19 protein-coding genes and 1 pseudogene are annotated in these 25,126 nt (G+C 39.1%); 9 read left to right on the forward strand and 11 right to left on the reverse strand.

Annotated elements, in window-relative coordinates; all coding sequences use genetic code 11:
• Positions 1-389: 389 nt before the first annotated feature.
• Complete coding sequence (locus tag AC504W_RS05905; RefSeq protein WP_494876761.1) at positions 390-2,609, forward strand: GumC family protein; 2,220 nt, start codon at positions 390-392, stop codon at positions 2,607-2,609.
• Between the two features lie 45 nt (positions 2,610-2,654).
• Here AC504W_RS05905 and AC504W_RS05910 read toward each other — a convergent pair whose 3' ends face one another.
• A complete protein-coding gene (locus AC504W_RS05910) occupies positions 2,655-3,137 on the reverse strand; it encodes a hypothetical protein (RefSeq protein ID WP_096583067.1) in 483 nt (160 codons plus the stop codon).
• A 180-nt stretch (positions 3,138-3,317) separates the two neighbouring features.
• Here AC504W_RS05910 and AC504W_RS05915 point away from each other — a divergent pair, with 180 nt between their 5' ends.
• Positions 3,318-4,610 (forward strand): hypothetical protein, encoded by a 1,293-nt coding sequence (locus AC504W_RS05915; protein ID WP_494876763.1) that lies wholly within the window; start codon positions 3,318-3,320, stop codon positions 4,608-4,610.
• 58 nt (positions 4,611-4,668) lie between these two features.
• Here AC504W_RS05915 and AC504W_RS05920 read toward each other — a convergent pair whose 3' ends face one another.
• From AC504W_RS05920 to AC504W_RS05930, 3 genes are all read right to left on the reverse strand, one after another.
• Entirely contained in the window at positions 4,669-5,814 is a 1,146-nt protein-coding gene (locus tag AC504W_RS05920) for a SpoIID/LytB domain-containing protein (protein WP_103125115.1), read from the reverse strand.
• 216 nt (positions 5,815-6,030) lie between these two features.
• Positions 6,031-8,208, reverse strand: coding sequence for a GumC family protein (locus AC504W_RS05925; protein ID WP_494876765.1), 2,178 nt, complete (start codon positions 8,206-8,208; stop codon positions 6,031-6,033).
• Between the two features lie 841 nt (positions 8,209-9,049).
• A complete protein-coding gene (locus tag AC504W_RS05930; protein ID WP_494876766.1) occupies positions 9,050-9,496 on the reverse strand; it encodes a hypothetical protein in 447 nt (148 codons plus the stop codon).
• 127 nt (positions 9,497-9,623) lie between these two features.
• On the opposite strand from AC504W_RS05930, the gene petN reads away from it, so the two are divergent.
• The 3 genes and pseudogenes from petN to AC504W_RS05945 all read left to right on the forward strand — a co-directional run bounded on the left by petN (position 9,624) and on the right by AC504W_RS05945 (position 13,595).
• On the forward strand, positions 9,624-9,713 hold the full coding sequence (gene petN, locus AC504W_RS05935; protein WP_083468698.1) for a cytochrome b6-f complex subunit PetN: 90 nt from the start codon (positions 9,624-9,626) through the stop codon (positions 9,711-9,713).
• Between the two features lie 7 nt (positions 9,714-9,720).
• Complete coding sequence (locus AC504W_RS05940; RefSeq protein ID WP_096583057.1) at positions 9,721-9,882, forward strand: hypothetical protein; 162 nt, start codon at positions 9,721-9,723, stop codon at positions 9,880-9,882.
• Between the two features lie 607 nt (positions 9,883-10,489).
• Positions 10,490-13,595: pseudogene (locus tag AC504W_RS05945) on the forward strand (GAF domain-containing sensor histidine kinase).
• 94 nt (positions 13,596-13,689) lie between these two features.
• On the opposite strand, the gene AC504W_RS05950 reads toward AC504W_RS05945, so the two are convergent.
• From AC504W_RS05950 to AC504W_RS05960, 3 genes are all read right to left on the reverse strand, one after another.
• The gene (locus AC504W_RS05950; protein WP_494879571.1) at positions 13,690-14,790 is read right to left on the reverse strand and encodes a hypothetical protein; all 1,101 of its coding nucleotides are present in this window, start codon (positions 14,788-14,790) and stop codon (positions 13,690-13,692) included.
• Positions 14,791-15,020: 230 nt separating this feature from the next.
• The gene (psb34, locus tag AC504W_RS05955; RefSeq protein ID WP_494876768.1) at positions 15,021-15,191 is read right to left on the reverse strand and encodes a photosystem II assembly protein Psb34; all 171 of its coding nucleotides are present in this window, start codon (positions 15,189-15,191) and stop codon (positions 15,021-15,023) included.
• 208 nt (positions 15,192-15,399) lie between these two features.
• Complete coding sequence (locus AC504W_RS05960; protein WP_494876769.1) at positions 15,400-16,638, reverse strand: hypothetical protein; 1,239 nt, start codon at positions 16,636-16,638, stop codon at positions 15,400-15,402.
• 457 nt (positions 16,639-17,095) lie between these two features.
• On the opposite strand from AC504W_RS05960, the gene AC504W_RS05965 reads away from it, so the two are divergent.
• From AC504W_RS05965 to AC504W_RS05975, 3 genes are all read left to right on the forward strand, one after another.
• A complete protein-coding gene (locus AC504W_RS05965; protein WP_494878578.1) occupies positions 17,096-17,572 on the forward strand; it encodes a hypothetical protein in 477 nt (158 codons plus the stop codon).
• Between the two features lie 155 nt (positions 17,573-17,727).
• Positions 17,728-18,507 carry a class I SAM-dependent methyltransferase gene (locus tag AC504W_RS05970; RefSeq protein WP_494876770.1) on the forward strand — a complete coding sequence of 260 codons (780 nt, stop codon included), beginning with the start codon at positions 17,728-17,730 and terminating at the stop codon, positions 18,505-18,507.
• Between the two features lie 108 nt (positions 18,508-18,615).
• Entirely contained in the window at positions 18,616-19,155 is a 540-nt protein-coding gene (locus tag AC504W_RS05975) for a hypothetical protein (RefSeq protein ID WP_494876771.1), read from the forward strand.
• A gap of 197 nt (positions 19,156-19,352) precedes the next feature.
• On the opposite strand, the gene AC504W_RS05980 is transcribed toward AC504W_RS05975, so the two are convergent.
• The 3 genes from AC504W_RS05980 to AC504W_RS05990 all read right to left on the reverse strand — a co-directional run bounded on the left by AC504W_RS05980 (position 19,353) and on the right by AC504W_RS05990 (position 22,771).
• The gene (locus AC504W_RS05980; RefSeq protein WP_494876773.1) at positions 19,353-20,516 is read right to left on the reverse strand and encodes an extracellular solute-binding protein; all 1,164 of its coding nucleotides are present in this window, start codon (positions 20,514-20,516) and stop codon (positions 19,353-19,355) included.
• Positions 20,517-20,929: 413 nt separating this feature from the next.
• Positions 20,930-21,667, reverse strand: a complete 738-nt coding sequence (locus AC504W_RS05985) for a dienelactone hydrolase family protein (RefSeq protein WP_494876775.1) — start codon at positions 21,665-21,667, stop codon at positions 20,930-20,932.
• Between the two features lie 720 nt (positions 21,668-22,387).
• On the reverse strand, positions 22,388-22,771 hold the full coding sequence (locus tag AC504W_RS05990; RefSeq protein ID WP_494876776.1) for a hypothetical protein: 384 nt from the start codon (positions 22,769-22,771) through the stop codon (positions 22,388-22,390).
• A gap of 191 nt (positions 22,772-22,962) precedes the next feature.
• On the opposite strand from AC504W_RS05990, the gene nifH reads away from it, so the two are divergent.
• Positions 22,963-23,853, forward strand: coding sequence for a nitrogenase iron protein (nifH, locus tag AC504W_RS05995; RefSeq protein ID WP_494876777.1), 891 nt, complete (start codon positions 22,963-22,965; stop codon positions 23,851-23,853).
• A 681-nt stretch (positions 23,854-24,534) separates the two neighbouring features.
• On the opposite strand, the gene AC504W_RS06000 is transcribed toward nifH, so the two are convergent.
• A complete protein-coding gene (locus AC504W_RS06000) occupies positions 24,535-25,101 on the reverse strand; it encodes a Uma2 family endonuclease (protein WP_494876778.1) in 567 nt (188 codons plus the stop codon).
• Between the last annotated feature and the right edge of the window lie 25 nt (positions 25,102-25,126).

The raw sequence follows: 25,126 nt of genomic DNA on the forward strand, positions 1-25,126 counted from the left end.
TAGATAAATTTTTTTCCGGCCACGATATTACACAGAGCTAGGAAGTTAAAAATTTCTTGCAGTTTAATTAAAAATTTCGTATAGCTAAAAAGGAATGTTCGGTAGGGCGAGCAAAATTAGCCTACGCAATGTTACTGTATTTGTATTGCGTTACCCTTTACTAAGCTGTATTTGTAAAACTGTAACCACAATGATAAGTGTATGAACTAAGTTTTTCATAATACCTGCATACTGAAAATTGTCTAACGAATTGGTTAGTTAGTCAATTCACTTAATTGCCAGGGCATAGCAACAGACAAGGTAACTTACAAGCATTCTAAGCATCTACGCCAAAATTCAGATCGCGGTTTTTGCTGCATCAAACCCCAGTCGTTTAATTTACAAACACTATGCTGAAGTCAGAAAAACACCCTTACCTGTCACAAGCTAAATCTGCTCAGTTCAACAACAATGATGACGATGAATTGCATGTAGGGCAGATTTTCGCCATTCTGCGTCGTCGATTATTGCTAATTTCTGGGATCACTGCTTTAGTAGCTACAGTAGCGGTGTTAAAGGCAGAAACCGATCCTCCTGTATATCTGGGTTCGTTTGATATTTTAACCAGACAGGTAACTGGAGAGACAAAGGTGATAGCTAGTGTACCTCAGACAATTTCTGATGAAGATGCCACCCCTAGAGTGGTAGCTTCCTCAAATAAAGGCGATGGCGGTGGTAATACAACTATTCAAGTACTACGTAGTCCGCGAGTACTCGATCCGATTGTGGAAAAGCTAAAGACTAAATATCCATATATTACTTATAATTCTCTAGCTTCTGGCTTAAGCATCGGTTCACAATCGCCAGATATTTTAACTGTCCAATATACACACCCAGACCCCAAATTAGTTAGTGATGTTTCTAAGCTACTAGCTGATGCCTATTTAGCGTATAGTTTACAAGAACGTCAGTTAGATGTTGATCAAGCGATTGAGTTCGTTGATAAACAAAGAAAACCAATAGAAGCACGGGTAAAATATTGGCAAAATCAACTCAGAAATTTACAAGTAGAAAATAACTTAATTGATCCAACTCAGAGAGCGCAAGAATTAGCTGGTCAATTAGCTGGATTGCGACAACAGCGGATAGAGAATCGGTTACAACTAGAGCAATTAGTCGCAAGATATCAGGATTTGCAAAGAGAATTAGCTCAAAGTCGCGGCGAACGAGCAGGTAATTCTTTGCTTAGTGAAAATGGGCGTTATCAAAGGATACTGGATCAAATCCAAGCGGTTGATATTGAAATTGCCCAAAAATCAGCCATATATAGTGAAGAAAATCCAGCAATGCAAACGCTCAGAGAAAGAAAAGCTTATTTACTTCCTTTGCTGGCTGGAGAGGAAATGCGTCTGCAAAAAGAATTGCAAAGCCAAATTCGTTCTGTTTCAGCACGCGATCAGTTTTTATATGACAAAATCAAAAATCTGAATAATGACGTAAGATATTTAGCCACATTGAGTCGTGATTACAGCAACATTCAACAACAATTAGGAATTGCCAACAGTAGTCTGACTCAATTTACTACTAAACAACAAGCTCTAGAAATTGAAAAAGCCCAAAAACAACAGCCTTGGCGGTTACTTGATCCGAAATTAGCTACAGTTAATAAACCAAGTGCGATTTCTAACAATGCCAAGCTGAACTTAGCAATTGGTGGTGTTTTAGGACTAGTTTTGGGTATAGGAGCAGCTTTAATTGTCGATAAACTCAGCAATATTTTCTACACAGTTCAAGAGTTAAAGAACAGTACAAAGCTACCATTACTAGGAATTGTACCTCTGAGAAAAGAATTAGAAGCAGCACCCCAATCCAATTTGTCCAGAGGGTTGCAACAAACTAATCGGGCTTCTTTCTTTGAAATTTTCCGATCGCTTTACACCAATATTATGTTGTTGGGTTCGGACGATCCAATTCGGTCTTTGGTAATTAGTTCTGCCGGACAAGGAGATGGCAAGTCTACTGTGGCGGTACATTTAGCACAAGCCGCTGCCGCAATGGGGCAGAGAGTGTTGCTAGTAGATTCTAACCTCCGTTGTCCGACTTTACACCAGCGACTTGGCATTTTGAACGTTCAAGGTTTGACTGATGTAATTGCCCAAGATTTGGATTGGGAAAATGTCATTGAGCGATCGCCTATTGAAGACAATCTGTTTGTGATGACTGCGGGGCCAACACCTCCCGACTCAGTGCGGTTACTGGCTTCTAAGAAAATGCAAGATTTAATGGACGAACTGCAAAGTAGTTTCGATTTAGTGATTTATGACACGCCACCCCTACTAGGATTTGCTGACGCTTATCTTTTAGCATCCAACACCAATGGTATTGTGATGGTAGCTGGCTTAGGCCATTTAAAACGTACTGCCCTACAGCAAGTTTTGGAAGAAATTCAGATATCTGGTACACCCCTGTTAGGGATGATTGCCAACAAGTCAAAAGATTCAACACCTGTTTCTCATAACTACTATCAGCAATACTACAAAAACAGTGGTAGTGCTGAAATCGTGGAAGTAGAAACAGAAAATAGCGCCGACCAAGCTAACTCTGTTTTTAGAGGCATCAGAAGACGCTAAATCATCTGCCAGAAGTCAGAATTTAAAATTCTGACTTCTCAAGTTTTAAGTTTCAGGGGATTTTAAAGCCTGATCTAAAACTTGCCGAGCCTGTTCTGCTTTAGTTCGCGCTTCTTGGTAACGCAGATTTGCTTGGGCAAAATTTTTCAGAACTTTAAAACCTTCTTTAAGACGAGTAATTTCCTCTTCGGTAACAGAGTTATCGGAGAAAAGCACGTCAACCGATTTACGAATTTCTAATGCTTCAGTGCGTGATTCTTGCACTTTTAACTTTAGTGTAGCTAAGTTACTTAACAATTGGACTGCTTGAGTAATGGCATCCTCACCGTTATTCGCAGTATCAACAGTTGATTCCTTAACTTCAATTAATTGTTGAGGGCCAAATCCTTCTTCTAATTCCGTGGGGAGTTTACCTGCATCCATCAGTTCCATCAACTGATCCATTGCTTTATCACGGGCTTTAGCTGAATCTTTGCCAGGAATAGTGAGGATGATTTCTGGACTTTGGGCGAGAGTATACTGAACCATATTTGCGGACAGAAAATTTGCTGGTTAACCAAGCCAAGGCATATAATTTTAACATATAGACAGTATTATTTTTGCTGATTTTATTAATCAATTGGGAATTCATTAGTACCTCCCAAGGCTCCGAAAATAAAACTTTATACTAGATAAAGATAGAGTCAATTTAAATAGGAGGGGAGAGCAATGGCTCCCAATCCCACTATCATGCACGCTGTGGAACAACTTGGTTATCGAGTTACCATCGGTGATATGGCGACCCAAGCAGGATTAAATATTGCAGAGGCTGGGCAAGGGTTACTTGCTTTAGCTGCCGATGCGGGTGGACATTTACAAGTAGCAGAAACAGGTGACATTGTTTACCTATTTCCGCCCAATTTTAGAGCAATTTTACGTAATAAATATTTCCAGTTACGTTTGCAAGAATGGTGGCAAAAGGTTTGGGGAATTCTTTTCTACTTAATTCGCATTTCTTTTGGGATATTTTTAGTTCTGTCGATCGCCTTAATTACTATTAGCATCGTTATTATTATTACTGCTGCTAGTTCCGATCGCGATAACGACAATCGAGGTAGTAGCCGCGGTGGCGGTTTCTTCTTTTTCCCAGATTTATTTTGGTATTTTAGTCCAAATTACTACGATACTTCCTACCAACAAAGACGGCAAACTAGCCGTCAAGGTAGCGAGATGAATTTCTTCGAGGCGGTGTTTTCGTTTTTGTTTGGTGATGGTAATCCTAATGCCAAATTAGAAGAACGGCGTTGGCAAGAAATAGCGACTGTAATTCGCCATCAGCGTGGTGCAGTGGTAGCAGAACAAATTGCGCCCTATTTAGATGACCTTGGCCCAGGCTATAAACAAGAGTACGAAGATTATATGCTGCCTGTACTCATAAAATTCAACGGCCAACCAAAAGTTAGTTCTGAGGGACAAATCGTTTATTATTTTCCAGAATTACAAGTTAAAGCCAGTAATAAAGGTCGTCAGTCAGTACCAGTTTACTTAGAAGAATTACCTTGGCGTTTCAGCCGGGCTGATTCTGGACAAATTATGTTGAGTGCTGGTTTAGGAATGCTCAATTTTGTTGGGGCTTTAGTACTGGGAAATTTGTTAAGAGATGGCACAGTTGCGGCACAGTTGGGCGGACTAGTCGCTTTTGTTCAAGGCATTTATTGGCTGTTGTTGGCTTACGGTATAGGTTTTTTGGGTGTACCGTTAGTACGTTATTTTTGGATTCAGTGGCGTAATCAAAAAATTGTGGCACGTAACCGCGATCGCTTGTCTCGCGCCAAATTATTAACCAATCCAGATGCAAATTTACAGCAAAAAATTGACTATGCCCAACAATTTGCCACAGAAAATATTATTGAAAACAAAGATTTAGTCTATTCCACAGAAAACGACTTATTAGACCAGGAAATCAAGAATTCTGCCCGAATTGAAGCTGAATGGCAAAAGCGCCTACAAAGTGGAGAATAATTGGTGAAGTGTGAAGGATAAATTTCATCCTTTATACTTCACACTTCATACTTTGTTATTACTTCGCTTTAATCGGCGTGAGAGCTACACCTTGATAATAATGACCCAAAATTTGCAAATGGTTGATGCCGCGTCGAGCTAGGTTGTATGCGCCCCATTGACTCATTCCTAACCCATGACCAAATCCTAAGCCTTGCAGTACAAAACTCCCATCTGCACTTTTACTCACATTAAAACGAGTACTTTTCAGTTTGAGTGCGGTACGTACCGCCTCACCTTGTAAGACTTTTGTACCTTTATCTCCCACAATTTTTAAGGCTTTGACACTACGAAAGGGCGAGTATTGTTCGGGAATTATTTCCTTGACATTGCCTACACCAGAAATTCTGGCACTAATTTCCGCAGGTGAGAAGGTTTTCACCCAATTACACTCACTGACATTTTGATCGTAGTCTTGAACAGCCCGCAGGTAAGGCAAAGTATTTCCCCAAACATCTTCCACATTTTCCGTATGTCCGCCAGAACAAGCATGGAAAACAGAGAGAATAATTTTGTTGTTATAAGTAAGAACCTGTCCAGTTGTACCATCCACCGCCGCATAAGTAGAAGGAGATTCACTCATAACTCCTTTATAAATTTGCCAGCGATCCGGGCTATCACCTAAATCGTAAATGGGATTATTGCGTTGTTTTTCCCGTTCGTAGAGAGCGTAAGTACGAGCTGCGATCGCTTGGGCTTTGAGAGCTTCCTGTGGCCAACTAGTATCCATTTCGCCACCCAGGACACTGTAGAGGTATTCTTCGGCATCAACCCAGTTAACCGCAGTTAAGCCTTTTTCTGTAGGGACAACTAAAGTTCTACCTCGATACCAGCGATCGCCAATATAAACAAATCCTTTACCTGTTGGTTCAATCCAAAATAAACCAGACTGCCACTTATCTAACGCAATGCCTCCAGAAATTGCTTGAGCATAATAGGCGCTCATAGCAGGTAATTGCCCTAGGGTGCGTCCGGTACTATCCTTAACCAAAGCAGATGTAGAACTCCCGACTTTTACTTGATTAACTCCCCTCTCAATGGCCACGCGTAAAATTACCGATGCTTGAGCAGGAGCAACCAAAGCAATCCACAAGAGGATACCCATCCACCAATGCCGGAATTTAACCTGAGAAAATAAAGAGCCTAAAAACAGTTGGAATTTCATGCTGATCATCTAATCACACTAGTATCTGCTTGATGCTTGGGACTATGGCATCTACCACTCAAGATGAGACAGTTCTCCAACATAGGAGGTTGCCGCCTCCTATTAATTATGCACTGTATTTTTTGGAGAGATGAGAAAAAGTGGCACAGGAAAATGCAGAAATAGGAGATAGGAAACAGAAGAAATATCAATGATAACTATGGGATATTGACAGAATTAAACCTGTTGATGGCTTCTTACACCATTAGCGATAATACCAATTAAATTTAACTGGCTCAAAATTTCTTGCGCTTGCATTAAATCAGTTTGGGTAAGTTGACCCATACGCCCTACCATGACAACTTCATGGCAATATCCAGCTAAAATTCTGGCATCGGCTGTACCTAAAATTGGCGGAGCATCAACTAGCACTAAATCATAAGTTTGCTCAAACCGTTTAATCAGTTCTTTCATTCGCTGAGAACTCAGTAATCTAATAGTATCTTCTGGTTTAGGCCCAGCAGTTAAAACATCAATTAACGGATGAACAGGTTGGATGTAATTATGAATTTGGTTGCTGGTTTCATCTAGCAATAATAGAGATAAACCCCAATCATTTGATAATTGCAGAATTTTATGTAGGTTAGGATACCGAAAGTTAGCATCAATTAGCAGAATGCGTCTGTGCATTCTAGCCGCACTAGCCGCCAGTCCCAATAACAAAGTAGTCTTACCTTCTCCAGATAAAGCTGAAGTAAACATCAAAGATTTGGAATGTAAAGAATACTTGGATATCTGAAGGTTTTGGTAGAGGATATCTAACGTTTCATGGCATGGCAACCAACTATCAGTTTCTCCAAAATCATAGTTTATATTACGTTGTTTATTTCCCGAAATATTTGGTAACCATTTCTTCAATCCTCTTGGGGCTAATTTGGGAACCGACCCCAGTAAGCGTAAATTTGTTGACTGTTGTAATTCTTTTGTTGAGTAAATAGTCCGGGTAAACATTCCCCAGCTTAAGGCTACAGCAATACCTAAAATAGGACTAACTAGTAGACCTCCTAACAACAGTGATAATCTGTTAATTCCGATGAGTTTGCCTAAACTTGGTTCTTCTAACACCTGCCATTCCCACCCTCCTTGGGCAATTTTTAAACCCAAAGATTGTTGTGCTTGAAGCAGTTGCTCAAGTTGTTTGCGTTTAGCTTTCGCCTCTGGTAATAAACGGTTATATTGCGCTATTAAGCTGGGATATTTACTAAATTCAAATCGCAGTCTTTGTTCTGTTTCAGCCAAACTCTTTTCGTTGGCGGCGAGTCCTAAAGCTGTGGTTTGGGCTTGAAATAATTCTTGTAATAGTCCTGGGTCAACTCCTTCGGTCTGTTCTAGATGAGCATTAGGTTGTTTGATGTCTCCTAATAATTGATTGACCTCTCTTTTTAAGAGCCACAACTGATTCTGACGTTGTTCTTTTAGTTGTTGGATTATGGGAGACTCATCCGTATAGCGCTTCTGCTCTGTTGCTAAAGTTAGTTCAGTCTTTTTAAAATCATTTAATAGTGTTTGGTAGCTACTGGATTGACTTAAATATGAATTTATTCTGGCTTTATGGGCTGAAGTAGCGACTTCTTGTTGTAAGTTATTGTAGCGAGCTTGTACATCTTGCATCTGGGCGCGAGTTATTTGTAACTGCTGTTGCACCTCAGCTAAAGATTCAATCAAAATTTTGGTTTGTATTTCTGGATCAAGCAGATTATGTTTACGACGAAAATATTCTAAGTTTTTTTCTGCTTGATTGACCTCTTTTTTCAGTTGAGGGATGCGAGTATTAATAAAAGCTAGACCTTTATTTAAACGTTCTTTTTGCTGTTGAATATTATAGTTTTGATAAACTTGTTGTAGTGCTTGCAGCACTTTTTTTGTTTTAACTGGATCGCTATCAATGAAAGAAATTTCTAATATTTGTGAAGGGACATTATTAGTTATAATTTTCTCATCAAACTTGGATATTGTAAGTTGAGCTTGTTTACCGTTGATATCTTCTATTGTAATATCAGGATAATCAGATCGTAGTAAAGATACAGCTTGTTCAATGAGTTGGGGACTCAAAACCATGTTCATCTGTGCTGTGTAATCTACAACTGGCAGATTAAATTTTACAATTTCGCTATCAGTTCCATTCACAATATTACTGGTTGTAACTCCTGGTTGTGGATAAGAACTCACCAGCAATTGCATAGAACTTTGGTAATTAGATTTTGTATTAACAGCAATTAAGCCAACAACTGACATTACTGCACAAGACACACCTAGCACTAAAAAGCGTCGCCGACGTAAAATGGCAGATACTTTTTTAATGTTAACTTTGTGAATTGGCAAGTTGATCATGATTTGCTGTTGATTAAAAATCATTTTAGCCTCTATGAAATTTTTAATTAGTTAAACAATTCACTAGAATTAAATCCAGGAATATTTTTAGAAATTACAAAACTTATTTGAGAAATTTCATAAATCGACCAAATATAATCCGGTATATTTTTTCATACCTTTTAACTTATAAGTGTCAAATTAACTTGATACTTATAAGTTAATCAGCTAAATAAAAATATTTTTTGAGCGTAAATAATTCAAGATAAATAGTCAATGCTATTGAAAAATCTTTATTAGATTCTAATAACGGAATTTTTGTAATAGATGAGCTAATTTAAATAGCAATATACTGAGAGTTATAAATAATGCTAGTATTTTACGGATAAAATATATTGCTTGATATTTTGATAAAAGTAAGTAAATAAAAATACTTGAATATATATTTAAAAATTTTGTAGCTGAAAATACATAACAATTCAAGCCTTAGTATAATAAGCCAAACACAGTAAGTATTCCCTACTTAATAGTGGTTTAACTACGTAAATTGACGAAAATATTAGCCATTAAATGTTAAAGATAATAGCATCCTTAATAGTTATAAAAACACAAATATCTGTATATAAAAAATATAGTTGTCTTCTTAAAAAATCTAACTAGTTAATAACCGTAGATTATATTTTTACTCGTGCTAAGTAAAGGCAATAACTTTTTAGCGGTTGTGGCGATTGAGTTAAGTGAAAAATTTATAAACTTACGAGATTCTTCCTGGTAAACGCTGAGGTAGTTTGAATGAACAAAATTTGCCTCAATAGGACTAATGAATTTTTAGTCTTAATTATTGGGGTTGAATGGGTGTGTACTGGTTGTTCACAATTAGATATTCTTAAATAGATGGGAAAGGCTTAACCCAACCACCTTGAATAGCTTGATCAAGAGCGATCGCAGCTACAATAAACCACAGCACGCTTTCACTAGCCAACACAGCACCAGCTAAACTCCAGTCAAATTCTATCTGCGCTAACCCCCGCACCAAACCAAAAGCCATAATCCCCCCAGCTTTCAGTTGAAGATTGTGATCTTGGCGGATGATATAGCGGTAAGTAACACCAAATAGTAAACCAGAGAAACAGGCGATCGCCCAACTGACGAGTAAGTACCAATGCAGTGTGACTTGCAAACTTGTGAGAATGTCAAAATACCTAGCCAATACTAGAGTGTTGAATAAATTAGTTATCAACCAGGTAACACCCAGCGAAAAACCTCCAATCATCCCAGCCTTGAGGGATTCTAACCGTTCTGCCATCAATTGCGTCTCTAACATTCTGTTCATTTGAAAAATGGAGAGTAAGGAATAAGGAGTAGAAACAATCAGATTCAGACTTCCGACTTTCCAGTGTCCAGTTCCAGGTATGATAAATATTAGAGACCTTTTGTAATTATTTGCAAAATTTAGAACTATGGGAATTTTGACATTGGGTTGGGTATCACTGTTAGTTGTGTTCACCTGGTCGATCGCAATGGTAGTTTGGGGACGCAACGGACTGTAGAGGTATCGTGGAAAGTCCATTTCTGAGTATCCTGGCATTACTAGCCTTCGTGCTGTTAATCGCAGTTACTGGTGGCGTTGGCTACTTAACATTGTCCGAATGGCGCGATCGCCGTCTTCGAGAAGCCGAAAAACGCGAACAGCGACGTACATCTCCCAAAAAGCGATAATGCGATCGCAGTTGAATGATTTTTTTGCAGGAATGCGATATTAGCGATCGCATTCCTGTATTGTTTGCAGTTGCCAAACATCAAAATAGAAATTACTGTAAATATAATTTTTCTGTTTTGATTGATCACATTATTCATTCATTAATTGTTTAGATTGACATAAAAACTAGTAATTCATAGATTTGCAGAATTAAAATTAATTTATAAATAAACTTATGTAACAGGCTCCGGGTTGATTACTAAAATTATTTGTGTAGTCAAAGAACAGGAAACACTTCTATAAGCTTCCTTTGACAAGCTCAAGATAGCGCAAGACATCGCAATCAATAGGAAACAAGAAAAAATCAGGTAAAAATGTCGTATTTATTTTCAAAAATCAAAGATGAGTCCTATATGTAAATTAGATGTAAAGAGTATCATTTTGTTGATTACTCTAGATTTAACGATGAAAGCGAATACTAAAACTTGAGCATTACTGAGTAATTTTTAATTTACGTGAAGTCTAATTAATTAATTTAGCTACATATCAAATCTTCTACTGTTATCTTTCCTACGAATTAGGGAATTCTACAATAGAAGACTTTCAATATTTAAAGTCCCACCAGGAATGGAAAACTCTTCTACCATAAAACCGAATTCAAAACAACCAGAATATCAGTCAGATAATTCATTCTCCCTGTATCAGAGTGAGAAACAAAAAGCCTTGTCTGGAGTAATTTCTCGGATTCGAGAAACTTTAGATATAGACACTATCTTTAAAATTACAGTTACAGAAGTCCGACAGTTACTAAAAACTGATCGCGTGGGGGTGTTCCGTTTTTATCCTGAGTTGGGATGGGAAGGAGAATTTATCTATGAAGATGTAGGTTCAGAATGGGTTTCGGACCTTAACTGCCAAACTAAAAGATCACTGCTTTGCTAAGGAATTTGCCGGGCTATACCAGGAAGGCAGAATTCATGCAATGGCTGACATATATCAAGCTGGTGTCAGCCATTGCCATGTCCAAATCTTAGAAAGATTTCAAGTACGTGCTAACATAGCAGCCTCCTTAATGAAAGGAAAAGACTTATGGGGATTGTTATGTATTCATCAATGTAGTGACTCTCGGCAATGGGAAGAGTCCGAAATTGAGTTTGTGCAACTTATCGCCGCACATTTAGGAGTTGCTCTACAACAAGCCGATTACCTTGAACAAGTCAAAATCCAGTCGACACAACTAGCACAAGCACAAGCCATAGCAAAAGCCGCTGAATGGCAGAGAATTATAGCTATCACCGTTGAGAAAATTCGGCAGTCTCTAGATATAGAAAGTATTTTCCGCACCAGCACAGCAGAAATCCGACAATTGCTAAATGCCGATCGCGTCGCTATTTATCGCTTCAATTCTGACTGGAGTGGCGAATTTATCTTTGAATCAGTCGCAGAAGGTTGGATTTCCCTAATTGATGAACAGTTAACGCAACCACAATTAAAAGAAAATGTCAGCGAGTGTAGCGTTAAAGACTTGGCGGAAACTCCCATCATGGATACTTATTTACAAGATACCCAGGGTGGTACTTTTACCAAGAGCGAAGTATACCGTATTTGTTATGACATCTATGATTATGGTTTTACAGACTGCTACGTCAAACTTTTAGAAAGCTATCAAGCCAGAGCTTACGTTATCATTGCCATTTACCACGGTCAAAAGCTCTGGGGTTTATTGGCAGTTTACCAAAACTCTGGCCGCCGCGATTGGCAAGAAGACGAAGTTTACTTACTTACCCAAGTTAGCACTCAACTAGGTGTAGCCTTACAACAAGCAGAATTTTTACAGCAAATGCAGCTACAAGCAGCAGAAATTAGTAAAGCTGCTGAACGCCAGAGAGCGCTGGCAAATACTGTCGAAAAAATTCGCCAATCCCTAGATATTGACGCTATTTTTAAAACCACTACTCAAGAAGTGAGAAGACTTTTGGATGTGGAACGAGTAGCAATTTATCGCTTTTACCCTGACTGGAGTGGTGAATTTGTGGCTGATTCCATTGTTGATGGTTGGAATCCCAGCGTCAAACCCCAGCCTGTTACAGAACGTGTATTGCTCAAAGAAACACAAGCTGGCAAATATCCCCGTCATGAAGTGTTTGTGCCAATTTCTCAAGGTGAAAAGTTATGGGGCTTGTTAGTCGCTTATAAAAACTCCCAGCCCCGTTATTGGCAAGATGAAGAAATCAACTTACTAGCGCAAGTAGGCATACAGCTAGGAGTAGCCTTACAGCAAGCAGAAGCATTAAAACAAGTGCAGTTGCAAGCTGAACAATTAGCAAAAGCCGCCGAACGAGAACGCAAAGCCGCCGAACGAGAAAAGGCGTTAGCTGTAACAGTCGAAAAAATCCGCCAATCTCTTGACTTAAACACAATTTTTATCACCAGTACCCAAGAAGTTCAGCGGTTGTTAGAAGTAGATCAGGTGACAATCTATCGTTTTCGTTCCGATTGGAGTGGGGAATTTGTTGCTGAGTCAGCAGCCCCAGGTTGGGTATCAGTACGCAAACTTTTGAATGTGATTGCTAATGAATACTTACAACAAACCCAAGGAGGAGACTTTGCTAAAGGGCATACTCTTGTAGTTAGAGATATTTATAGCAATCAAGATGCTCATAAATATATATCTTTGAGTCAGTTGATGGAAGCGCGATCATATATGATTGTGCCGATTTTTCAGGGTGATAAACTTTGGGGATTACTAGCTGCGTATCACAACACCGCAGCCCGTAATTGGCAAGAAGATGAAGTGGATTTATTGGTGCAGATTGGGAATCAATTAGGGGTAGGACTTCAGCAAGCAGAATTACTCGAACAAACTCAAAGACAAAAAGAAGAAATAACGCAAACTCTCAAAGAATTGCAGCAAACTCAAAGTCAGTTAATTCAAAGCGAGAAAATGGCTGGGTTAGGGCAGTTAGTTGCAGGTATAGCTCATGAAATTAACAATCCAATTAGTTTTATTTTTGGGAATATTACTTATTTGAATGACTATACTGAAGATTTGCTGACATTACTGCGGATGTATCAGAAATCTTATCCCAAAGCTAAAGCAGAAATTCGAGAGTTTTCTGAAAAAATAGATGTAGATTTTATTGCTAATGATTTACCTAAGATGCTCACTTCGATGACGATGGGAGCAGACCGAATTTCGCAATTAGTTTTGTCTTTACGCACCTTTGCTCGACTGGATGAAGCAGAAAAGAAACCTGTTGATCTGCATGAAGGGATTGAAAGTACTTTGTTGATTTTGCAACATCGCTTGCAAGGAAATGATAATTCTCCTGTTATTGAAGTGATTAAGGAATATAGTGAATTACCTCATGTAATCTGCTATGCAGCCCAGATGAATCAGGTGTTTATGAATATTCTCAATAATGCGATTGATGCTCTAGAAGACTCTGTGGTTGCAGGTAAAATAACTGACCAACCAAAAATTTGGATTCAGACAAGAGTGACAGCAGAGAGTATTATTCAAATTAAGATTGCTGATAATGGTTGTGGCATTCCTAATAATCTGCGATCGCGTATTTTTGAACCATTTTTTACCACTAAACAACCTGGACAAGGTACTGGTTTAGGTTTATCGATCAGCTACCAAATTGTTGTAGACAAACATGGTGGTCAACTCAAGTGTGTTTCTCAGCCTGGAAAGGGTTGTGAGATGTGGATAGAAATTCCTATGTAGTTTGTAGTTCTGAATTAAGAGATGTAGCGACGGTTAGCTGTATAGATAGCGAAACCCAACATGATTTATAATTTGTTGGGTTTCATTTGTCAAATTAACACTGGTTTTTTAGCTTACCAATTAAGGTATTAAGATTGATTTGGGTAGGCCAGCCTAAAGGAACGTTGCTGGAATTGTATCCGCGATCGCGCAAATCTTGAATATATCGATTACGGATGTATGTTGTATCAAAGTTACCCAGACCATTAAAATAAACATCCGTTAGGTGAGCCGGATCTAAAGCCATTTCACCTCTGTATACTGCGCCATCATTTGAGTCATCCCAACCCCAAGGTGTATTAGCGGAATTATTAGCACAAGTTGGTGTACCATCACCACAACTACCGCTAGAATCTCCCTTGAATGTTCCCCATGTCGCATAAGTTATCCCTGTAGAACTAGAAGCTTCATCTAATTGATGTTGCCACAAACCACCAGAAGCAAATACATCAATTAACGAATACAATACATTGCGATCGTTCCCCGATGCAGGTACTTCCGCAGTAGTTTTAGAAGGATAATAGATGATTCCGTCTTGAGTACTACTTCCATTGAAATTTCCCGCAGACCAAGCTCGTAAGCCATGACCTTTGGCTTCTTGTGTTGTTAAGGGATGCGGAGAACTATTGTAACTGCTTGTGGTAAGTACTCCGTCAATATTTTCTGCACCGTTTGTTAAAGAACTACCAGCTGGTGTGTAAGAGTAAAAGTCTGTATGAAATACTGTGACGATACCTTCGAGTTTGCCAAAGGTTGTACTATCTTTACGAACGATCGCCAGCAAACCTTCTAAATCATTTTCGTGTTCTTGGTCGAAGGGAGTATCTGTCCAATCTTGCGGATGAAAGAAAGAATAAGTGATAAACCTGTGAGTACAAGTCTCAGCTACAGAATAGTAAGCATGAGCATTTAGCGGATAAACGGAAAGATTATCCCAATTATTTGTACCTCGCCAATCTCCGTCATAGTTAAATCGTGTGATATAGTCGCCACTGTATTTAGTACTGTCGGTATCTTGATAGTGAATTGGCGCATGATAAGCCGCTAAATCTAAATCTGTAGGAGTTTGAGCAATTCCTGGTAAACTTGTCAAAGCACCAAGGGCGATCGCCGCAATAACTCCAATCGCCATCAGCAAAACTTTTTTTAAAATCATTGGTTCTCACCCTGAATGATCAACACAATTCAGGATAAAAACCAATATTTAAGAATTGATGTGAATTAAGTTAAAAATAACTAAAAATCTAGGCTAGGAGTAAGTATTTAAAACCTTTACACCTTTCTCATTTAAATCCTACCCAACAAAAAACCTCGGCGAAACTAACCGAGGTGAAGGGGAGAAGTACAAATGACGATGAGTGATACAAATACCGAAATCAGAAAATCTTAGCTAACTGCAAAAGCACACAAAACTAAAGCAGTCACAAACATAGTTGCAATTGCGCCTTGTAAAACATAACGACGTTGTTCCCAAATTGTTGGGTACTCAGCGCAGTAAACCTGGGGTTCGGTTGCGTAGTTATTGAGAACGCCGTCTTCGTTAATTGTGGTGTACATAGTTTTTTTCCTTAGTTGTTAACTTATGTAAATTAATATAACAACTTTGTAACAAACTGTCAACAAGACTTGACAACAAAAGGCTAAATAATTTAATAAAAGCTACTTAGCCGCTGCTGTATAAGGGGTTGACACCGAAAGGCGATCGCATTCCTACAACATTAAATAGGGGTGCAACCTCTTGCACCCCTAAATATGAACCTGGTTTTTAATTAAACCAAGCGGCGAACTCAAAGAATTGTCCCCGGAACACTTCTAACAACTGCAACCAAGTATTGGTATCGGTGACTCTCCCCAATTGCAGATAAGGAGCAGCACCAGTTCCCTGTACCCACAGCACTAAATCAAAGGTACTGGGCTGAGTAAAGACCTTGTTTAAATTAATACCTCTAACTTCGCGTTTTCGCCAAAATGGAACTAACTTTTTGCCTGTGAGTAAGGTATCAGCCTCATTTAAAAAAGTCAGCCAGCCATCAATCATCGGTTGAGTGACTACTGCATTGGGAATTACGCCCTTTTGTTGAGGGTTGGGTAGCCATTCCCGATCATTATCAGTTTCCGCTAAAATCAATTCCCAAGATTGACGACTTAAAGCTGTGACTGTTTGGAAATTTTGGAGAGCAGTCGTTAAACGTTCTGGTTCCGCAACAGGAAAATTGATCAGATGAATGAACGCAATCATATCGCTAATATCAAAATTACCCCAACCGAATGCGCCCGTACCATTAGCCAGAAATGGATAAGCAGTTTGTGGTTGAGCAAAAACTAAATGAGCCGTGGAATCAAACAATTTACTTTCGTCATAAGCCAAAACCACCTGAGCGAGCGCCGACAGTAAATTGCAATAACCCTTGAGCCAAATTACATCACCCGCATCAAAGGCGATCGCTAAACTTTGGGCAGCTTTTTCTGTAGCTGGTATTCCTGTTAATAAGCTGAAAGTTTTCCAAAAAGATTCATTTTCTTCTAACTTACCATCAGCATTGAAATCGAGCCGTGTTAAACCAAGTCGCAGCGGTAGCTTGACTTGATTATCTTTGATGGGTTCGAGAGTATCTTTAACTTGAGTTAGATCATTCAGTAAATCTTGCAGAATCTTTCGTGCATCTTGATATGTGACTGGCTGCGGTGTCGGGTTGGTCGGCACAGGAAGACGTAAAATTGGGAAGAATTGAGTCAGAATATTTTGCTGCAAACCATAACGGTACAGTGACTGCATTAACTTTTGAGTTGCACCCATCAATTGCACAACTCCCAATTTAAATCGCGTCTGATCATCATTAGCATTTTCCTGAAGCTTGGTAACAAAAGCTTCCTCACCCTGTTGAAATTGAGCATTGATCAGATACTGCTCAATATCAGAAGGGGGTGTTGCCGATTTGACTAGTGGCGTGAACGAGAATAACAAACTAATAACCAGTAAAAAAGCACAAACAAAAACACGCATAAGATTTTATGGCTTGAGTTCAAATCTTGGCGCTACTTTAACCTAAATAATCGAAAATTCTGCCAAATAATAGCTAAAAGTCTAATTTAAAGAGAATTATGAGAATACAATTTACTACTACAGAACGGCAGTTGATACCATTTCACGAAAAAAATGATACAGAATTTATGGGTTTTTCATTCTTTCCCCCTGCTCCCTGCCCCCTGCGGTCTATTTGTATCAAACTTAAAGTGAAACGGTATGAGGTATGGGTGTAGGGTTTTAGCTCTCTAGCCTAACCAGTCGCTACAGATTTAATGTATGCAGCTTGAGTCTATGTAGCACATAGCTTGTGATTGCTAATCTTCAACATTTTTCTAGCCATTCACCAACTTTTAAGGAAATTCACGCAATAATTTCCACAATTTATGAAATTATTGGTTACGATTGTCTGGATTTTACTGCTGGTGGGGTATGAATATCCGTGTGGTGTAAATATAGTTTTATTACTAGCGTTAGTTTAAGTCTCGCTTTATTAGTTACTGGTTGTGAAAATAAAACCGCCCAGTGTCAGCGGCTAATTCAAGTCGTGAATGAAGGAAATGCACTCATTGATCAAAATAAAGGCAAGCAAGCAATCACTAGCTTGCAACTATCTAAAGATTTAGAAGCCATTGATACATCTTTAGAAGAACTAAAATTAGCAGATCCCAAACTCAAAGAATATCAAAGCCGTTTTCAGAAGGTGTTTGATAACCTTAGTCAAGCTATTGCTAAAGCGGCTAAAGCTTTGGCTGCTGCTAAAACAGCCGAAGCTTCACCAACTGGTAGAGAAAAAATCAAAAAGGCCAGAACCGAAATTGATACAGCCTTAACCGCCGCCGCTAAAAGCGCTGGCAAAGAATCAGATACTTTAATGAATGATCTGAATAAGTACTGTAGCCAGTCTGAGTAAAAGTTGAAAGGCTGAAATTTAGTATTTCCTGAATTAATGTCTACCCTACTGATGTAGGGTATTTTGTTGCGTAGCGGTAATATGGCGCTTTTCAGGACTTAATTCCTATGTAAATATTAAGCATAAGCAGTCAACACTTGGGAATTTCACTAATTATGAATAATATTTCGTTATCCAAACACAATTGGAATGCGTTTCTTTATCAAGATAAACATGCTTTTGTGTGGCAATACGGCGAAGATTTGTTGCAATGGTTGAACCCCAAACCAGGAGAGTTAATTTTGGATTTGGGTTGTGGAACTGGTCAACTTTCAGCCAAAATTGCCGAATCTGGTGCGGAGGTGATGGGAATTGATAGCGCCGCCACCATGATTGACAAGGCGAGACAAAATTACTCGCATTTACGTTTTGAAGTGGCTGATGCTCGCAACTTGCAGATAGATCAGTCATTCGATGCCGTATTTTCTAATGCTACCTTACATTGGATTAAAGAAGCAGAGGCCGCGATCGCATCCATATATCAAGCACTCAAACCAGGAGGCCGTTTTGTGGCTGAGTTTGGTGGTAAAGGCAACGTTCAGGCGATCGTGCAAGCATTGTACGTGGCTTTTGAACAAATTGGTCTACCCAATCCCCAAGCTTTAAACCCTTGGTATTTTCCTAGTATTAGTGAGTATACTACCTTACTTGAAAAACAAGGGTTTGAAGTTAACCAAGCTATTTTATTCTCTCGTCCTACGCCTTTAGCCGATGGGACAGTAGGTATAAAAAATTGGCTGCAAATGTTTGGCAGTAGTTTTTTAGCTCCATTATCTGCCGAGGAACAAATAGAAGTTATACGTATAGTAGAAGATTATCTCCAGCCCACACTTTACCGAGATAATGCTTGGACAGCAGACTATCGACGAATTCGTATCTTAGCGATCAAAGTTTAGTTGATGCGGAACTTTAGCAAATCAAGACAGACATTAATTTTAGATAAATTAGGGATATATGTAGTAAATTTCACTACCTCTAATCCATGAATCAAACGGTGTTAGTTTATGTCTAGACAGAAACTGCTAAGGTATCAAAAATCCTTTTCACTACTCCTCGGTCTCAGCTTGAGTACAATTTATCTTTCGCCAATTTCTCCCTCGCTGGCAGAAACATCCTCAGTGCTGCTACCTTCTAATGCACCTTTAGAGCTAGACTTATTAACCAAGCCCAACGGTACTGTAATTACAGCCAATACCATTAACCCACAAGGATTAACAACTCCGAGTTTATGGTTAGCTCAAGCTAATTCCGAAAATAAATTGTTGGATAATTGGATAGCTTATCCTGCTAATGCTACAGCGCCTGGGCGAGTAGATGTGATTGTCAATCAGCAAGTTTGGAGCATTCTAGATTATTTAGAACGCTACAGTTTTGTGAATCGCTTAGGTAATGTTGCCAGAAAAGATGTTTATAATCTGCGGGTGTTTAATTATCAGCAGGAACTTTTGGGGAGTTATACCTGTAATTTCCAAATAAACCCAACATTATGCCGCATTCAGATAAATTCTTTAAATAGATTAGGATTGCAGCAATCATCGCAGTGAGGGTGATAGATTTAAAAGTTTTTAGTTCGTAAATTTTTTAAACGCAGAGTGGCGCAGAGGTTAACGCAGAGAATGCAGAGTATTTCCAGCGCCAATTCGCTACAAATTAATGGAATAGTGTACTAAGTTTGTCTGTCTACCACTGTCCTAACGACATTGGCTGTGCTTATCAAGACAAAAATTAGTATTTTGATTAATTAACTGGTTTTGATTTTGGTAAACAGAGATTCATACTGTTTGGCTGTTGATGTCGGTAAGGCCAGCAGGAATTCACTTTTAGAGAAAATTTGATGATTTGTCTGTAACAAACTACGTATTGGTTCTTGAATATCGGTAGCTGCAATATCGGGAAAAATTGGGGAATTGGTTTTAGTTTTGGCAGTAATTTGCTTGGCTATTTCTGGTTGCCAACAAAAATCAATCCATCTAGATGATATGTCGTTTTTGCTGGCTTTTGTGGGACGTACCCATAAATCTGCCCAGATGGCTGTTCCCGACTGAGGGATAACTACATTTAGTTGCGGATAACGTGACAGGAGTGGTAACACATCACTAGACCAACCAACGGCTAACCAAGTGTCGCCAGTAACTAAAGGTTCTAAATAAGTATTAGAACTGTAGAATTTTACTTGTTGGTTTAAGGTTTGTAGTTCTTTTTCGAGGTTGGGTACAGTGTCGAGGTTTTCGGTGTTGTATGATTTGCCGAGTTTCTTTAACACTAACCCGATTACTTCTCTAGGATTATCTAGTAAAGAAATTTGCGATCGCAATCCATCCCGCCATAAATCACTCCAATCTTGTGGTTGCCATCCTAATTCGCGGAATTTATAGCGATCGTATACAATCACTGTACTACCCCAGCGATAAGGCGCAGCCCAAACGTTGCCTTGAGGGTCTAAGTTACCTTGGTCATTGCGAGTTACTAGTTGTCGCCATCTTTCATCCAACTTCGACCAATATTGTAATTTTTGGACTTCTGCTGCTTCTAGCGGTTGAATTAATTTCTGTTCAATGGCGCTTTTTAGCCAATAATCTCCCAAACTTATCAAGTCAACTACAGTTGTTGTTTGCGAATTCATAAATGGAACCCAGCGAGTCCAAGCTTGCTGCTTGTCTGGGGTTTTTGGCTGTTCTTGCCAACGCTGCAATTGCTGATATAAATTTTGTATTTGGTCAACTGGGGCAAATTTTAGCTGCGCCTTTGGTTGCAAAGCTTGGCTGAATTTATCAACTACTTGACTAGGAATAGAACTTTTCAATAACTGAATGCTGAGTTTGGTTTGATTGTTATTACCACACCCAACCAGCAGTTGCGACAGTGCTAATCCACCTATACTGAGTAAAAATGATCGTCGATCCATTGATTTTGGATATATAAACTTAGATTTTAGACTATTGTCTTACATTGCTCTCAAAAAGGGAGGGAATAGGGAGTGGGGAGTAGCAATATTATCTCTGATGCCAACTTAAGTATTAACAAAAATTTTGTAGAGACATGAAACTTCTCTACATTTATTTATGGCGCTTTTCACTGGAGTAGAATACAAATCTGCGTCCATCTGCGGTTAATTATTTTTTCTTTTAACCCCACAGAGTTGAGAAATACTATAAATTTAGCCGTGTAATTCCTAAAATAAATGCCTCCTAGTCATGGAGGCAAAGCGTAAAGCATCCTAATATTTCTGGTGAAACAATAACATAGACTTTGTGATATTCAATGAGGGTAATCACCCTTCACTAAAAAGGCGCACATTTGTGCGCTACTGGATTATTACTAGGGAAATATTCTGGCTAAGAAGGTGATGATTTCTGTCCAAGCAGAGGTAGTTGCAACAGCGTCGTAGCGATAACCATCATCACGCATGAAGGTATGTTCAGCTTCATATAAGAATACTTGATGAGGTATATTAGCATCTGTAATTGCTTTAATTAATATATGGCGATCGCTTTCGGGAATGTGAGGATCAAGAGTACCGAGTATCAGCAGCAATTCGCCTTTTATTTCACTCACTCTATGAATAGTATCGGCGATTCCTTTACCGAGTTTGCCGCTGGGAATACCAGTCGGGTAGCAGCAGACAGCAGCTTTGATTTCATTTTGAAAGGCGGCGCGAAACGATAAATGTCCGCCAATGCAAAAGCCGAGAGTACCAATTTTATCGGGATTAACAGCAGCGTCAGTTTTGAGAAAATCAATTACAGCCCGACAATCTGCATCATACTCTGCGCTCGCTGTGCGACGTGCATCATCATTACCGCGCATTCTCCCCAAATCATCCGGTTCAATGACAGCGCCAATGGGTTCAAGACGATGGAAAATTTCGGGTGCGGCGACAACATAGCCAAATCCTGCTAGGTAGTTAACCAAGCGAATCATTGGGCTACCTAATTGATAAATATCACTGTAAAACAAAATGCCTGGGTAAGTTCCTGCTGGTTTGGGAGAGGCGACATAAACCCGCATTAAGCTGTCATCGACTCTTAACTCGACATTGCGCTTAGTAATCTGCACTTGTTTGGCTCCCAGTCATAGTTGTTTTCATTAGCTTTTACAGCATTGAGGTGTGATATCGGGATAGTAGAGCGAATGCCTGACTACGAAAATAAAGATACATTTAAAATTAGGTAAAAAGCTCATCTCGTCAAAATATGTAAATAACTTGTGTAGGCTCAGAAACCTGACTTCTAAAATAAGTTGGGGTTCTTGTTATTCATGTATGGTTAGTGATACTAGATAAGTTCAAATCAAACAAACAGGAAAAATTAAAATGTCAGGCAAAACTTTATAATCTCACCAATCTTATGACAGCACTAATGTCTAAGTAAAATATTAATCAGCATCATTAACTAAAAGCAAAAATAATTCAAATTTCGATAAGTAAATTAGTCAAATGGTGTTAAGCTGACTATAGGAATCAAAAAAAGCAAGAACGCAAAAGACTTCAAGAAAAATATTGAGTTTACCTCAATAGAGTCCTTTTGCTCTGGTAAATCCACTTCAATATCGTGACGCTTTTTGCTAACGGTAGAAATCAGCCAGATAAATAGGATACTCACCTTCATACAATCTTGAAGTCAGTGATAACTTGCTTAGATAATTACTAGTAAAAATTGGCTATAAAAGCTAGTATTATCAGCCAGAAATAATTACTCTAGGAGCCTGGGAAGAAAGACTCTTAGTACATCTGGCACTTTAAAAGAAATCAGAAAGGTTACTGAAAATAATGCAAGCCTAATAAACTCTATCTTTGTCATAAAAGATTGATTTTACTGCATTAATTACTAGCAGATTGAGTAATTTTTCAGGAATATTTGCAGCAATACCAGCATCTGCGTTCGTCCTTGACGTTGCCGCTGGCATCGCTTGATATCTCAAGATATCATTTGCGGCGATCGCGATGAAAAGTTTTGAGCAGTTGTGGCACATCCAAAAACAGGAAAGTTGTAAGCAAGAGCCATTCAGAGTGTAGTGCAATTTTGGTTGGTTGGGTTTATTAAAACCTGGGGAAATGTCAATTGCCACTGTCACCACTCTTAAGGCTTGAGCAACCGATGGGGATTGAATTACACCAACCTGTAATGTGTAAGTCTCGCTTTTCTCAACTTTGCTTTTCAAGAGATGGAATTTCTGCACACACCCGATAGCAACCAGGCTACAAATACCAATTTCATCTCTTGAGATTTATCTGAATTTGCATTTGGCAATACTTGCAATATTCCTGAAAGACACATTCTCAGGTATGCAACCTTTAACCACTATTGACTCTTCAACTTTGCAATCACAATCATCACAGGAAAACACCAACCATGGCTATTGACAAAAAAATCAGACAAATCGCTTTCTACGGTAAAGGCGGTATTGGTAAATCTACCACTTCTCAAAACACCTTGGCAGCTATGGCTGAAATGGGTCAACGCATTCTGATTGTAGGTTGCGACCCTAAAGCTGACTCCACCCGTTTGATGCTGCACTCTAAAGCACAAACTACAGTATTACACTTGGCTGCTGAACGTGGTGCAGTAGAAGACTTAGAACTCGAAGAAGTAATGCTCACAGGCTTCCGTGGTGTTAAGTGCGTAGAGTCTGGTGGCCCAGAACCCGGTGTAGGTTGCGCTGGTCGTGGTATTATCACCGCTATTAACTTCTTAGAAGAAAACGGTGCTTACCAAGACGTTGACTTCGTATCTTATGACGTATTAGGCGACGTTGTGTGTGGTGGTTTCGCAATGCCTATCCGCGAAAACAAAGCACAAGAAATTTACATCGTAACATCAGGTGAAATGATGGCGATGTACGCTGCAAACAACATCGCTCGTGGTATTTTGAAATATGCACATACAGGCGGTGTGCGTTTGGGTGGTTTGATTTGTAACAGCCGTAACGTTGACAGAGAAATCGAATTGATCGAAACTCTGGCAAAACGTTTGAACACCCAAATGATTCACTACGTACCCCGCGACAATATTGTTCAACACGCTGAGTTGCGCCGGATGACCGTTAACGAGTACGCACCCGACAGCAACCAAGGTAACGAATACCGCATCTTGGCTAACAAAATCATCAACAACGAAAATCTCAAAATTCCTACCCCAATTGAAATGGAAGAATTGGAAGAATTGTTGATTGAGTTCGGTATTCTCGAAAGCGAAGAAAATGCTGCCAAAATGATTGCTACAACTGCTGAAAGCAGCAAGTAATTTTGATGTAGTCATCAATAATTTCTGAGCAACCAGAACCTCGGTTTTGTCAAAGCCGGGGTTTTGGCATTTTTAATTTTGACTGTTGTGCAATCATTTCAGTAAATTGTGTAGTCAATTGAGTTCGGAAAGAGACATTTGAGGTTTTGAACTCCAAGTTCCGAGTGCTGATACCGTTTCACTTTAAGTTTGATACAAATAGACCGCAGGGGGAAAGAATGAAAAGCCCATAAATTTGTATCATTTTTTTCGTGAAATGCTATGAGGCTGAATGTTGAGCCTTTTTGCTTGAGTGTTGAGGTTCAGAAGGTGAATGTTGAGCCTTTGAGGGTGAAGTTTCAGCCTTTTTGCTTGAATGTTGAGGTTCAGAAGGTGAATGTTGAGCCTTTGAGGGTGAAGTTTCAGCCTTTTTGCTTGAATGTTGAGGTTCAGAAGGTGAATGTTGAGCCTTTGAGGGTGAAGTTTCAGCCTTTTTGCTGGAACGTTGAGGTTCAAAGGGTGAATGTTGAGCTTTTGAGGTGGAAGTGTCAGGAAAAAACCGAAAAGCTTGTGAATTGACTGTGAAAAAGTTATTCAGGGCGATGAATGCTGCGGATATTTGTTAGCTGCGATGACAACAGGGTTATTGTTAAGTATGCAAGTTAACGAATTTGTAACTGCAAGATTACTAGGTGGCGATCGCTAACTAAAACAAACTTTAACAACACAACTAAATCCCGGCAAAAGTGGACTCGTTAAATTATCTTCTTTATATAAAGTCGCTGCTAATTTTAAAACGCCATTTTCGCGACGGTATATTTCAACTGTTTCTTTTTCGCGGTCAAAAATCCAGTATTCTTGTATCCCTTGAACTGAGTATAGTTTTAGTTTTAATTGCTTATCTCGTTTCTTCTGCACTTCACCAGGAGAAAGCACTTCAATTACTAACTCTGGCGCACCTGTTAAATGTCCAGCTTCATCTAATATTTCTGATAAACGTTCATTACTTACCCACACTACATCAGGAATTACATTATCATCATCAGTAAAAATAATTCCTGGTGCAAAGGCAACTTGTCCTAAACCTGTTTGATTTGACCAAATTTCTAATTGAGTGCCAATTTTGACACAAACATTTTGATGTTTCCAATGAGGCGCTCTGGTCACAAATAACTCTCCATCAATTATCTCATAACGCTTGCCGTCGTCAGGAAATAACTCTAAGTCGGCAGTTGTCCAACGGACTTTTTCAGATGGAGTGGAAGACATACAATTTTAGATTTTAGATTTCAGA

This window comes from Nostoc sp. C96 (genome assembly GCF_059384975.1).

What these genes read in the sequence shown, in the direction of transcription:
- AC504W_RS05905 (WP_494876761.1), top strand. Translation starts at nt 390, where the DNA reads ATGCTGAAGTCAGAAAAACACCCTTACCTGTCACAAGCTAAATCTGCT.
- AC504W_RS05910 (WP_096583067.1), bottom strand. Translation starts at nt 3,137, where the DNA reads ATGGTTCAGTATACTCTCGCCCAAAGTCCAGAAATCATCCTCACTATT.
- AC504W_RS05915 (WP_494876763.1), top strand. Translation starts at nt 3,318, where the DNA reads ATGGCTCCCAATCCCACTATCATGCACGCTGTGGAACAACTTGGTTAT.
- AC504W_RS05920 (WP_103125115.1), bottom strand. Translation starts at nt 5,814, where the DNA reads ATGAAATTCCAACTGTTTTTAGGCTCTTTATTTTCTCAGGTTAAATTC.
- AC504W_RS05925 (WP_494876765.1), bottom strand. Translation starts at nt 8,208, where the DNA reads ATGATTTTTAATCAACAGCAAATCATGATCAACTTGCCAATTCACAAA.
- AC504W_RS05930 (WP_494876766.1), bottom strand. Translation starts at nt 9,496, where the DNA reads ATGAACAGAATGTTAGAGACGCAATTGATGGCAGAACGGTTAGAATCC.
- petN (WP_083468698.1), top strand. Translation starts at nt 9,624, where the DNA reads ATGGGAATTTTGACATTGGGTTGGGTATCACTGTTAGTTGTGTTCACC.
- AC504W_RS05950 (WP_494879571.1), bottom strand. Translation starts at nt 14,790, where the DNA reads ATGATTTTAAAAAAAGTTTTGCTGATGGCGATTGGAGTTATTGCGGCG.
- psb34 (WP_494876768.1), bottom strand. Translation starts at nt 15,191, where the DNA reads ATGTACACCACAATTAACGAAGACGGCGTTCTCAATAACTACGCAACC.
- AC504W_RS05960 (WP_494876769.1), bottom strand. Translation starts at nt 16,638, where the DNA reads ATGCGTGTTTTTGTTTGTGCTTTTTTACTGGTTATTAGTTTGTTATTC.
- AC504W_RS05970 (WP_494876770.1), top strand. Translation starts at nt 17,728, where the DNA reads ATGAATAATATTTCGTTATCCAAACACAATTGGAATGCGTTTCTTTAT.
- AC504W_RS05975 (WP_494876771.1), top strand. Translation starts at nt 18,616, where the DNA reads ATGTCTAGACAGAAACTGCTAAGGTATCAAAAATCCTTTTCACTACTC.
- AC504W_RS05980 (WP_494876773.1), bottom strand. Translation starts at nt 20,516, where the DNA reads ATGGATCGACGATCATTTTTACTCAGTATAGGTGGATTAGCACTGTCG.
- nifH (WP_494876777.1), top strand. Translation starts at nt 22,963, where the DNA reads ATGGCTATTGACAAAAAAATCAGACAAATCGCTTTCTACGGTAAAGGC.
- AC504W_RS06000 (WP_494876778.1), bottom strand. Translation starts at nt 25,101, where the DNA reads ATGTCTTCCACTCCATCTGAAAAAGTCCGTTGGACAACTGCCGACTTA.